We start from the raw sequence: 12,999 nt of genomic DNA, 5'->3' as shown, positions 1-12,999 counted from the left end.
TAAAGGGTTTTATTGAAATATTGTAATATTATAAGCGGGAGTAGCTCAGTTGGTAGAGCGTCAGCCTTCCAAGCTGAATGTCGCCGGTTCGAACCCGGTCTCCCGCTCTATAAATTTGACAAAAAATGTCATTCCTGCGAAGGCAGGAATCTGCTATATGGTAGATTCAACACTTTACGCCGGTGTAGCTCAGGGGTAGAGCGTTTCCTTGGTAAGGAAGAGGTCACGAGTTCAAATCTCGTCATTGGCTCAATTAAGGTATAAATTTGTACACTAATATAAACTAAGATTAAAATACATTAAACATGGCAAAGGAAACTTTCGATCGTTCCAAACCGCACTTAAATATAGGTACTATTGGACACGTGGATCACGGTAAAACTACATTGACTGCTGCTATTACTACTGTTTTGGCAAATGCAGGTCTTTCTGAATTGAGAAGTTTCGATTCTATCGATAACGCTCCTGAGGAAAAAGAAAGAGGTATTACAATTAACACATCACACGTAGAGTACTCTACAGCTAACCGTCACTACGCGCACGTTGACTGTCCTGGTCACGCGGATTACGTAAAGAACATGGTTACTGGTGCTGCTCAGATGGATGGTGCTATTTTGGTTGTTGCTGCTACTGATGGTCCTATGCCACAAACACGTGAGCATATCCTATTAGGTCGTCAGGTTGGTATTCCAAGAATTGTTGTATTCATGAATAAAGTGGATATGGTTGATGATGAGGAATTGATCGAGCTTGTTGAGATGGAAGTTAGAGAATTACTTTCTTTCTATGAGTATGATGGTGATAATGGGCCTGTGATCGCTGGATCTGCATTAGGTGCATTGAACGGTGAGCAAAAATGGGTTGACACGGTTATGGAATTAATGGCTGCTGTTGATGATTGGATCGAGCTTCCTAAGAGAGATGTTGATAAAGATTTCTTAATGCCTGTTGAAGATGTATTTACAATTACAGGACGTGGTACTGTTGCAACTGGTCGTATTGAGACTGGTATCGCTAACACTGGTGATGCAGTTGAAATCATCGGTATGGGTGCTGAGAAATTAAACTCTACTATTACTGGGGTTGAAATGTTCCGTAAGATTTTGGATAGAGGTGAAGCTGGTGATAACGTAGGTATCTTATTAAGAGGTATTGAAAAATCTCAAATTAGCCGTGGAATGGTAATCTGTAAGCCAGGTTCTGTTAAGCCACATGCTAAATTCGAAGCTGAGGTTTATGTATTGAAAAAAGAAGAAGGTGGTCGTCATACACCATTCCATAATAACTATCGTCCACAGTTCTACGTAAGAACAACGGATGTAACAGGTAACATTGCACTTCCTTCAGGAGTTGAAATGGTTATGCCTGGTGATAACCTTACAATTACAGTTGAATTGATTCAGCCAATCGCATTGAGCGTAGGTCTTCGTTTCGCTATCCGTGAAGGTGGTAGAACAGTAGGTGCTGGTCAGGTTACTAAGATTATAGATTAATTTTAATCTAATAAGAGTATTGTGTATAAGGGTGTCCTGCTCAAGCGGGACACCTTTACATGCAAAATATAGAATAGGTGATTTAATTCATCGTTCATACGGGTGTAGCTCAGTTGGTAGAGCACTGGTCTCCAAAACCAGGTGTCGGGAGTTCGAGTCTCTCCTCCCGTGCCACAATAGAATTTGGGTGTATAATCCTATTTGTTGAAATTGTAAAACAGTATTTGAATGTTCACATATATAAAAGAATCCGTTGAAGAGTTAAGGAATAATGTTACTCTTCCTTCACGTGCAGAATCATCTAATCTTATGGTGATTGTAGCTGTGTTTTCTATCCTTTTTGCTTTGGCTACATGGGGTGTAGATACGGTTTTTAGTAAAGTGATCAAGTCTTATTTCAACTACGTTTTAAACTAATAGGACTATGTCAGAGGTATTAGAGAAAAAATGGTACGTTGTACGCGCTGTAAGTGGTCAAGAGAATAAAATCAAAGGATACATTGAAAGTGAAGTAGAGCGTCATGGTTTTTCAGACTATTTAGAGGATGTTCTTGTTCCTACGGAAAAAGTAGTTCAGATAAGAAACGGAAAGAAAATCAACAAAGAGAGGGTTTATTTTCCGGGGTACATCATGATCAAAGCTAATTTAGGCGGAGAGATGGTTCATATTATAAGATCGATAACTAATGTTATTGGGTTTTTAGGTGAAACAAAAGGTGGAGATCCTGTTCCTTTGAGAAAGAATGAGGTCAACAGAATGTTAGGTAAGGTTGATGAGTTGGCTGTTAATACCGATAGTGTTGCTATTCCATTTGTTTTTGGTGAAACGGTTAAAGTAATTGATGGTCCTTTTAATGGCTTCAATGGAACCGTTGAGAAAATAAACGAAGAAAAGCGTAAGTTAGAGGTAATGGTTAAGATTTTTGGTAGAAAAACACCATTAGAACTTAGCTATATGCAAGTAGAAAAGATTTAAGTATTTAAATTAAGTGTTACATACATATAATTAAAGTAGTGTTGCTTCCGTAAACACACTTTCAATTTAATTTTAAACAATGGCAAAAGAAGTAGGTAAAGTAGTTAAACTACAAGTTAGGGGAGGTGCAGCGAATCCATCGCCACCGGTTGGACCCGCCTTAGGTGCTGCTGGTGTTAACATTATGGAGTTCTGTAAGCAGTTCAATGCTCGTACGCAGGATAAACCAGGTAAAGTATTACCAGTTGTTATCACCGTTTACAAAGATAAGTCGTTCGACTTTGTTGTAAAGACACCACCGGCGGCAATTCAGCTATTGGAAGCGGCTAAGATTAAAAAAGGATCTGGCGAACCTAACAGAGTAAAATTAGGTAGTGTTACCTGGGACCAAATCAAGGCGATCGCCGAAGATAAAATGGTTGACCTTAACGCATTTACAGTAGAATCTGCTATGAGTATGATAGCTGGTACTGCTCGTTCAATGGGTATGAAGGTTGCAGGAAAAAGACCTTTTTAAAATCTTAAAAGTAATTAAATGGCAAAGTTGACAAAGAAGCAAAAAGAAGCTCAGTCTAAAATAGAGAAAGATAAACTATACTCTGTTACAGAAGCTTCAGCTTTAATTAAAGAGATAACCAATACAAAATTCGATGCATCAGTAGATTTAGCTGTTCGTTTGGGTGTAGATCCAAGAAAAGCTAATCAAATGGTTCGTGGTGTGGTAACATTACCTCATGGAACTGGAAAAGATGTTAAGGTTTTGGCTTTGGTGACCCCAGATAAAGAAGCGGAGGCTCAAGAGGCTGGTGCAGATTATGTTGGGTTAGATGAGTATTTGGAGAAGATTAAAGGCGGTTGGACAGATGTTGATGTTATTATCACCATGCCAAGCGTAATGGGTAAATTAGGTCCTTTAGGTCGAGTATTGGGACCAAGAGGTTTAATGCCTAATCCAAAAACAGGTACTGTAACTATGGATGTAGCGAAAGCTGTATCTGAAGTTAAAGCAGGTAAGATAGATTTTAAAGTTGATAAAACAGGTATCGTACACGCTGCGATAGGTAAGGCTTCTTTTTCTGCTGATAAAATAGCGGATAATGCTAAGGAGTTGTTGGATACTTTGAATAAGATGAAGCCAACTGCGGCCAAAGGTGTTTATATGAAGACAATCTTCATGTCTAGTACCATGAGTCCTAGTTTGCAATTAGATCCAAAGTCAGTTTAACAACTGGTAGTTAAAAATTAATAGTATGACAAGAGAAGAAAAAGCAACGGTTATAAAAGATTTGACTACGCAGTTGGCAGATAGCAGCACTATTTACGTGGCTGATATCTCAGGTTTAGATGCAGGTACAACTTCTGATTTAAGAAGAGCTTGTTTTAAAGCTGATATTAGACTAGCTGTAGTTAAGAATACATTGCTTGCTAAAGCAATGGAAGCTTCTGATAAAGAATTTGGTGAATTACCTGAAACGTTAAAAGGGAATACTTCTCTTATGTTTTCAGAAGTTGCCAATGCTCCTGCAAAATTAATAAAGAACTTCAGAAAAAAATCTGATAAGCCTTTATTGAAAGGAGCTTTTGTTGAAGAAGCAATTTACATAGGTGATGAAAACTTAGAAGCTTTAGTTAGCATTAAGTCTAAGGAAGAAATGATTGGCGAAATAATTGGATTGTTACAGTCTCCAGCCAAGAATGTTATTTCTGGTCTTAAGTCTGGTGGTGGTAAAATCGCTGGTATCCTTAAAACATTATCTGAAAAATAAGTACGCACAATAAACTAAGTATATTTTAAAAATTTTATTAAACGATAGAAAATGGCAGATTTAAAAGATTTCGCAGAACAATTAGTTAACTTAACAGTTAAAGAAGTAAACGAGTTAGCTGATATATTAAAAGAAGAATACGGTATTGAGCCTGCAGCAGCAGCAGTAGCGGTAGCTGCCGGTGGTGGTGGTGAAGCTGGTGAAGCAGCAGAAGAGAAAACTGAATTCGACGTTATTTTGAAAGCAGCAGGTGCTTCTAAATTAGCAGTTGTAAAATTAGTTAAGGAATTAACTGGTTTAGGTTTGAAAGATGCTAAAGATATCGTTGATAGTGCACCAAAAGCAGTAAAAGAAGGTGTATCTAAAGACGAAGCGGAAGGTATCAAAAAATCATTGGAAGAAGCTGGAGCAGAAGTTGAGCTTAAATAATAGCGACAACCATATTACTTTTGGTTTAGGTCTTTGCGCTTTTTGCGTTTAGACCTAAGCCTTTTTATAGAATTAGGTATATCAAGAGGTATACTACCCAACTAGTACTCACGATCAAAACACTGTCCGTAGATGTTCACAAATAATACTGAAAGAATAAGCTTTGCTTCTGCAAGAAACACACCGGATTATCCGGATTTCTTAGATATTCAGATTAAATCTTTCCAAGACTTTTTTCAACTTGAGACTAAATCAGATGAAAGAGGTAATGAAGGTCTTTATAACACCTTCATGGAAAATTTCCCAATTACTGATACCAGAAATCAGTTTGTATTGGAATTCCTTGATTATTTCATAGATCCACCTAGATATTCAATTCAAGAATGTATTGAGCGTGGTCTTACTTATAGCGTTCCGTTAAAAGCACGTTTAAAATTATATTGTACAGATCCAGAACATGAAGATTTTGAGACTATTGTACAAGACGTTTATTTAGGGACCATTCCTTACATGACTCCGAGTGGTACTTTCGTTATCAACGGAGCTGAAAGAGTTGTGGTATCTCAGTTACATAGATCTCCAGGGGTTTTCTTTGGTCAGTCTTTCCATGCAAATGGAACAAAATTATATTCTGCTAGGGTAATTCCTTTTAAAGGTTCTTGGATAGAATTTGCTACCGATATCAATGGCGTAATGTACGCTTATATCGATAGAAAGAAAAAATTACCGGTTACTACTTTGTTCAGGGCTATTGGTTTTGAACGTGATAAGGATATTTTAGAGATTTTTGACCTTTCTGAAGAGGTTAAGGTTTCTAATGCCGGACTTAAAAAAGTACTAGGTCGCAAATTAGCGGCAAGAGTGTTGAACACATGGCACGAGGATTTCGTAGATGAGGATACAGGTGAGGTAGTGTCAATTGAACGTAACGAGATAGTTTTAGATCGTGACACTATTCTTGAAAAAGAACACATTGCAGAAATTATTGATGCAGATGTAAAAACAATTCTATTACATAAAGAAAATAATGCGCAATCTGATTACGCTATTATTCATAATACCTTACAGAAGGATCCAACGAATTCTGAAAAAGAAGCTGTTGAACATATCTATCGTCAATTGCGTAATGCAGAACCGCCAGATGAAGAAACTGCTCGTGGTATTATAGATAAGTTATTCTTCTCTGATCAACGCTACAACTTAGGTGAAGTTGGTCGTTATAGAATGAACAAGAAATTACAGTTGGATATTGGAATGGATAAGCAAGTCTTAACCAAAGAAGATATCATAACTATTATAAAATATTTAATTGAGTTAATTAACTCAAAAGCAGAGATTGATGATATTGACCACTTGTCTAACCGTCGTGTTAGAACTGTAGGTGAACAATTATCTTCTCAATTCGGTGTTGGTCTAGCTCGTATGGCAAGAACAATTCGTGAGCGTATGAACGTTCGTGATAACGAGGTGTTTACACCTATAGATTTGATTAATGCCAAGACATTGTCTTCTGTAATTAATTCTTTCTTTGGTACCAACCAGTTGTCTCAGTTTATGGATCAAACGAATCCATTGGCAGAGATTACGCACAAGAGAAGATTATCGGCATTAGGACCAGGTGGTCTATCTAGAGAACGTGCTGGTTTTGAGGTACGTGATGTTCACTACACGCACTACGGTCGCTTATGTCCTATTGAAACTCCTGAAGGTCCGAATATTGGTTTGATCTCTTCATTATCGGTGTTTGCGAAAGTAAACCCAATGGGATTCTTAGAGACACCATATAGAAAAGTAACTGACTCTGTTGTTGATTATAAGAACTATGCATATTTAAGTGCAGAAGAGGAAGAAGGAATGAAAATTGCTCAAGCGAACATTCCTATGAAAGAAGATGGTACTATAGATGCTGAAAAGGTAATTGCTAGAGAAGAAGGTGATTTCCCAGTAGTAGATCCATCTGAAATTCAATATACGGATGTTGCTCCTAACCAAATTGCTTCCATATCGGCTTCATTGATTCCTTTCTTGGAGCATGATGATGCAAACAGGGCTTTGATGGGATCTAACATGATGCGTCAAGCAGTTCCTTTGTTAAAACCACAGTCTCCAATTGTTGGTACTGGATTAGAGCGTCAAGTAGCTTCTGATTCTAGAGTATTGATAAATGCTGAAGGTGATGGTGTAATCGAGTATGTAGATGCTCAGAAAATTACCATCAAATATGATAGAACTGATGAGGAGAGATTGATCAGTTTCGAAGAAGATAGCAAGACTTATTTCTTGGTGAAGTTTAGAAAAACAAACCAGGGAACTAATATTAACCTAAAACCAATTGTACAAGTTGGTGATAGAGTTAAGAAAGGACAAGTTCTTTGTGAAGGTTATGCAACTGAAAAAGGTGAATTGGCATTAGGTAGAAACCTAACTGTGGCATTTATGCCTTGGAAGGGTTACAACTTTGAGGATGCAATTGTAATTTCTGAAAAAGTTGTACGTGAAGATATTTTCACATCTATTCATGTTGATGAATATTCTCTTGAAGTAAGAGATACCAAATTGGGAGCTGAAGAACTTACTCATGATATACCGAATGTTTCTGAAGAGGCAACAAAAGACCTTGATGAAAATGGTATGATCAGAATAGGTGCAGAAGTAAAACCTGGTGATATTCTTATTGGTAAGATTACACCAAAAGGTGAGTCTGATCCAACTCCTGAAGAGAAATTATTACGTGCCATATTTGGTGACAAAGCTGGTGATGTAAAAGATGCTTCTTTAAAGGCTTCTCCTTCTTTAAGAGGTGTTGTAATTGATAAGAAATTATTCTCTAGATCTGTAAAAGATAAGAGAAAACGTTCTGAAGATAAAGAAGAGCTTTCTAAACTTGAATTGGAATACGAAGTAAAATTCCAAGAGTTAAAAGATATTTTAGTAGAGAAATTGTTTACGATTGTAAACGGTAAAACTTCTCAAGGTGTTCTTAATGATTTAGGTGAAGAGGTATTGCCTAAAGGTAAGAAGTACTCAATGAAGATGTTGAACTCTGTTGATGATTTTGCACACTTGGTAGGTGGTAGTTGGACAACAGATGCAGATACAAACGCATTAGTTGCTGATCTTCTTCATAACTATAAGATTAAGCTTAATGATTTACAGGGTAACCTAAGAAGAGATAAGTTTACCATATCAGTTGGAGATGAATTACCAGCAGGTATTATGAAACTTGCTAAAGTATATATCGCTAAAAAGCGTAAGCTTAAAGTTGGTGATAAAATGGCAGGTCGTCACGGTAACAAGGGTATCGTATCAAGAATTGTACGTCATGAAGATATGCCTTTCTTGGAAGATGGAACTCCGGTTGATATTGTATTGAATCCGTTAGGTGTACCTTCTCGTATGAACATTGGTCAAATCTATGAAACAGTATTAGGTTGGGCTGGTCTTAAACTTGGTAGAAAGTATGCTACGCCAATTTTTGATGGTGCTACTTTAGAAGAGATCAATAAATATACCGATGATGCTGGTATTCCAAGATTCGGACACACATACTTATTCGATGGTGGTACAGGACAACGTTTTGATCAACCTGCAACAGTTGGGGTTATTTATATGTTGAAGCTTGGTCACATGGTAGACGATAAGATGCACGCACGTTCTATAGGACCATATTCTCTTATTACACAACAACCTTTGGGTGGTAAAGCTCAATTTGGTGGTCAGAGATTTGGTGAAATGGAGGTATGGGCGTTAGAAGCTTATGGTGCATCTGCAACTTTACGTGAGATATTAACGGTTAAGTCTGATGATGTTATCGGAAGAGCTAAAACCTATGAGTCCATTGTTAAAGGTGAAACAATGCCAGAGCCTGGTTTACCAGAATCTTTCAACGTTTTAATGCACGAACTTAAGGGATTAGGTTTGGATATTAGATTGGAAGAATAGTTCAATAGTTAGTATTGAAGACTATTAAGTAAAACAAATTAAAACATTATCAGAACGCTATTATGGCTAGAATAAAAGATAATAACCAAGTAAAAAGGTTTGATAAAATTTCCATAGGTTTAGCTTCTCCAGAATCTATTTTGGCAGAATCTAGAGGTGAAGTTTTAAAGCCAGAAACAATTAACTATAGAACTCACAAACCAGAACGTGATGGTTTATTCTGTGAACGTATCTTTGGTCCTGTAAAGGATTATGAGTGTGCTTGTGGTAAATATAAGCGTATTCGTTACCGTGGTATCGTATGTGACCGTTGTGGGGTAGAGGTAACTGAAAAGAAAGTTCGTAGAGATCGTGTAGGTCATATTAACTTGGTGGTACCAGTTGCACATATTTGGTATTTCCGTTCATTACCTAATAAAATAGGATATCTTTTAGGTTTACCTTCCAAGAAATTGGATATGATCATTTACTACGAACGTTACGTAGTAATTCAACCAGGTATTGCTAAAGGTCCAGAAGATGAAGAAATCAATAAAATGGATTTCTTGACCGAAGAAGAGTATTTGAATATTTTAGATACGATTCCTCAAGAAAATCAGTATTTAGAAGATTCTGACCCTAATAAGTTTATAGCTAAAATGGGTGCAGAGTGTTTAATTGATTTATTGGGTAGAATAAATCTTAAAGAGCTTTCTTTTGAGCTTAGACACAAAGCAAATACAGAGACTTCTAAGCAGAGAAAAACTGAAGCACTTAAACGATTACAAGTTGTTGAGGCGTTAAGGGAATCTCAAGAGAATAGAGAAAACGAACCAGAATGGATGATTATGAAAGTAATTCCGGTTATTCCACCAGAATTACGTCCATTGGTGCCATTGGATGGAGGTCGTTTTGCAACATCAGATTTAAATGATCTTTATAGAAGGGTAATTATCCGTAATAACCGTCTAAAAAGATTAGTTGAAATAAAGGCTCCTGAAGTAATTTTACGTAATGAAAAACGTATGCTTCAAGAAGCGGTAGATTCTTTGTTTGATAACACAAGAAAGGCTTCAGCTGTAAAAACTGAATCTAACAGACCATTAAAATCGCTTTCAGATTCATTGAAAGGTAAACAAGGTCGTTTCCGTCAAAACTTACTAGGTAAGCGTGTTGATTATTCTGCACGTTCTGTAATTGTTGTTGGACCTGAATTGAACTTATACGAGTGTGGTCTTCCAAAAGATATGGCAGCTGAACTTTATAAGCCTTTTGTAATCAGAAAATTGATTGAAAGAGGTATTGTAAAAACGGTTAAGTCTGCTAAGAAAATTATAGACAAAAAAGAGCCTGTAGTTTGGGATATTTTAGAAAATGTATTGAAGGGTCATCCAGTTTTATTGAACAGGGCTCCTACATTACACCGTTTGGGTATCCAAGCATTCCAACCTAAATTAATAGAAGGTAAGGCAATTCGTCTACACCCATTGGCTTGTACTGCATTTAATGCGGATTTTGATGGGGATCAAATGGCGGTTCACTTACCATTGGGTCCAGAAGCTATTTTGGAAGCACAATTATTAATGCTTGCTTCTCAAAACATATTAAATCCAGCGAACGGTTCGCCAATTACGGTACCATCACAGGATATGGTCTTGGGTCTTTATTATATGACCAAAGAGCGTAAGTCAACTCCCGAAGTTCCAATTATCGGAGAAGGTTTAACTTTTTATTCTGCAGAAGAGGTAGAAATTGCTTTCAATGAAGGTAAGGTTAACTTAAATGCAGGTATTAAGGTTAGGGCTAAAGATTTTAACGAAGAAGGAGAGTTGGTTAATCAAATTATACCTACAACTGTTGGCCGTGTATTATTCAATAAGAACGTACCAGAAGAAGCAGGTTATATTAACCAAGTTTTGAATAAAAAAGCTTTAAGAAATATCATTGGTGATATTTTAGCGGTAACAAGTGTACCCGCAACTGCTGCATTCTTGGATAAAATTAAAACTATGGGTTATGAATTCGCCTTTAAAGGTGGATTGTCCTTTAGTTTAGGGGATATTATTATCCCAGCAGAAAAAATGGATATGATCGGTGAGGCAAATGGTCAAGTAGATGGCATTATGGCCAACTATAACATGGGTCTTATTACCAATAATGAAAGATACAATCAAGTTATTGATGTTTGGACATCGACTAACGCTATGTTGACGGAGTTAGCTATGAAACGTATCCGTGAGGATCAACAAGGTTTCAACTCTGTGTATATGATGCTTGATTCTGGTGCAAGGGGTTCTAAAGAGCAAATTCGTCAGTTAACAGGTATGCGTGGGTTAATGGCTAAACCTAAAAAATCAACTGCTGGTGGTGGTGAAATTATTGAAAACCCTATTCTTTCTAACTTTAAGGAAGGTCTTTCAATTTTGGAATACTTTATTTCAACCCACGGTGCTCGTAAAGGTCTTGCGGATACCGCTTTGAAAACGGCGGATGCTGGTTACCTAACAAGAAGATTGGTTGATGTTTCTCAAGATGTAATTATCAATACAGAGGATTGTGGTACACTTAGAGGAGTAGAAGTACAAGCACTTAAGAAGAATGAAGAAGTAGTTGAAAGCTTAGGTGAAAGAATATTAGGTCGTGTTTCATTACATGATGTATATAACCCTATGACCGAAGAATTAGTTCTTGAGGCAGGTCAGCAAATCATGGAATCTGATGTGAAGAGAGTTGAAGCATCCCCGATTGAAAAAATCGAGGTACGTTCAGCACTTACATGTGAGGCAGAAAAAGGTATTTGTGCTAAATGTTACGGTAGAAACCTATCAACCAATAAAATGGTGCAAAGAGGTGAAGCTGTTGGTGTAGTTGCCGCTCAATCAATTGGTGAGCCGGGTACACAGCTTACACTTAGAACATTCCACGTAGGTGGTATTGCGGGTAACATTTCTGAAGATAATAAATTAGAGGTAAGATTCTCTGGTATCGCTGAAATCGAAGATTTAAGAACGGTAACAGGTGAAGGTTCTGATGGTAAACCAGCAGAAATCGTAATATCAAGAACAACTGAAATAAAAGTTGTTGATGCTAAAACCGGTATCACGTTAAGTACTAGTAATATTCCTTATGGTTCTCAATTATTTGTGGAGAATGGAGCTAAGGTTGAAAAAGGTGATGTTATTTGTTCTTGGGATCCATATAACGGTGTAATCGTTTCTGAATTCCCAGGTAAGATTGCTTATGAGAATATTGAGCAAGGTGTTACTTATCAAGTAGAAATAGATGAGCAAACTGGTTTCCAAGAAAAAGTAATCTCTGAATCTAGAAACAAGAAGTTGATACCAACATTATTGATTCAAGATTCGAAAGGAGAAACATTGCGTTCTTATAACCTACCTGTAGGTTCTCACATTATGGTTGATGATGGAGATAAGATTAAAGAAGGTAAAACTTTAGTGAAAATACCACGTAAATCTGCTAAAGCAGGTGATATTACCGGTGGTCTTCCAAGAGTTACCGAATTATTCGAAGCTAGAAACCCATCTAACCCAGCTGTAGTATCTGAAATTGATGGTGTTGTTTCTTTTGGTAAGATAAAGAGAGGTAATAGAGAGATCATTATTGAGTCTAAATTAGGCGAGGTTAAGAAATATCTAGTGAAACTATCTAATCAAATATTAGTTCAAGAGAACGATTATGTTAGAGCTGGTATGCCATTATCTGATGGATCTATTACCCCAGAAGATATCTTAGCAATTAAAGGACCATCTGCGGTACAACAATACTTGGTGAACGAAGTTCAAGAGGTATATAGACTACAAGGTGTGAAAATTAATGACAAACATTTTGAGGTAGTTGTTAGACAGATGATGCGTAAAGTAAGAATACAGGATCCAGGTGATACGATTTTCTTAGAGAATCAATTGATTCATAAAGATGATTTCATTAAAGAAAATGATGAAATCTTTGGTAAGAAAGTGGTAATGGAAGCGGGTGATTCTGATAACCTTAAACCGGGTCAAATTGTAACTCCAAGAGAGTTGAGAGATGAAAATTCTTTATTGAGACGTGGAGATAAGGCATTGGTTGAAGCTAGAGATGCAGTTTCTGCAACGGCTACCCCAATACTTCAAGGTATTACAAGAGCATCATTACAGACGAAATCATTTATATCTGCAGCATCGTTCCAAGAAACGACTAAAGTATTAAATGAAGCTGCTGTAAGTGGTAAAGTAGATACTTTAGAAGGTCTGAAGGAGAATGTTATTGTAGGTCATAAGATTCCGGCAGGTACGGGTATGAGAGACTATGATAGTATAATCGTTGGGTCTAAAGAAGAGTATGATGAAATAATGGCCAGAAAAGAGGCATTAAGATTCTAATAATTCAATAACCCTCAAATTTTATTTGAGGG

General features: G+C 36.9%; 9 protein-coding genes and 3 tRNA genes. All 12 read left to right on the top strand.

Translation table 11 applies throughout. The annotated features are described in order from the left end of the window. Positions 1-34: 34 nt before the first annotated feature. The 12 genes from EXIGUO8A_RS02315 to rpoC all read left to right on the top strand — a co-directional run bounded on the left by EXIGUO8A_RS02315 (position 35) and on the right by rpoC (position 12,967). Positions 35-107 (top strand) — tRNA-Gly (locus tag EXIGUO8A_RS02315). 71 nt (positions 108-178) lie between these two features. Then, positions 179-250: transfer RNA gene (locus EXIGUO8A_RS02310), tRNA-Thr, on the top strand. A gap of 55 nt (positions 251-305) precedes the next feature. Beyond that, entirely contained in the window at positions 306-1,493 is a 1,188-nt protein-coding gene (gene tuf / locus EXIGUO8A_RS02305; protein WP_116769919.1) for an elongation factor Tu, read from the top strand. Between the two features lie 98 nt (positions 1,494-1,591). Then, positions 1,592-1,667: transfer RNA gene (locus EXIGUO8A_RS02300), tRNA-Trp, on the top strand. Between the two features lie 54 nt (positions 1,668-1,721). Further along, positions 1,722-1,910, top strand: coding sequence for a preprotein translocase subunit SecE (secE, locus tag EXIGUO8A_RS02295; RefSeq protein WP_081819476.1), 189 nt, complete (start codon positions 1,722-1,724; stop codon positions 1,908-1,910). A 7-nt stretch (positions 1,911-1,917) separates the two neighbouring features. Next, a complete protein-coding gene (nusG, locus tag EXIGUO8A_RS02290) occupies positions 1,918-2,469 on the top strand; it encodes a transcription termination/antitermination protein NusG (protein ID WP_058106001.1) in 552 nt (183 codons plus the stop codon). Positions 2,470-2,548: 79 nt separating this feature from the next. Beyond that, entirely contained in the window at positions 2,549-2,986 is a 438-nt protein-coding gene (rplK, locus tag EXIGUO8A_RS02285; RefSeq protein WP_058106002.1) for a 50S ribosomal protein L11, read from the top strand. Positions 2,987-3,004: 18 nt separating this feature from the next. Continuing rightward, positions 3,005-3,694, top strand: a complete 690-nt coding sequence (gene rplA, locus EXIGUO8A_RS02280) for a 50S ribosomal protein L1 (protein WP_116769918.1) — start codon at positions 3,005-3,007, stop codon at positions 3,692-3,694. A 25-nt stretch (positions 3,695-3,719) separates the two neighbouring features. Continuing rightward, positions 3,720-4,235 carry a 50S ribosomal protein L10 gene (gene rplJ / locus EXIGUO8A_RS02275; RefSeq protein ID WP_116769917.1) on the top strand — a complete coding sequence of 172 codons (516 nt, stop codon included), beginning with the start codon at positions 3,720-3,722 and terminating at the stop codon, positions 4,233-4,235. A 51-nt stretch (positions 4,236-4,286) separates the two neighbouring features. Then, entirely contained in the window at positions 4,287-4,664 is a 378-nt protein-coding gene (gene rplL / locus EXIGUO8A_RS02270) for a 50S ribosomal protein L7/L12 (protein ID WP_116769916.1), read from the top strand. Positions 4,665-4,796: 132 nt separating this feature from the next. Beyond that, positions 4,797-8,606 (top strand): DNA-directed RNA polymerase subunit beta, encoded by a 3,810-nt coding sequence (gene rpoB, locus EXIGUO8A_RS02265; RefSeq protein WP_116769915.1) that lies wholly within the window; start codon positions 4,797-4,799, stop codon positions 8,604-8,606. A 62-nt stretch (positions 8,607-8,668) separates the two neighbouring features. Beyond that, the gene (gene rpoC / locus EXIGUO8A_RS02260; protein WP_159301785.1) at positions 8,669-12,967 is read left to right on the top strand and encodes a DNA-directed RNA polymerase subunit beta'; all 4,299 of its coding nucleotides are present in this window, start codon (positions 8,669-8,671) and stop codon (positions 12,965-12,967) included. Positions 12,968-12,999 lie beyond the last annotated feature (32 nt).

Origin of the sequence: Maribacter litoralis (assembly GCF_902506355.1) — a bacterium.
Classification (GTDB): domain Bacteria; phylum Bacteroidota; class Bacteroidia; order Flavobacteriales; family Flavobacteriaceae; genus Maribacter; species Maribacter litoralis.
The sequence above is the reverse complement of the archived record's forward strand: the minus strand, read 5'-3'. Positions and strand labels throughout refer to the sequence as shown.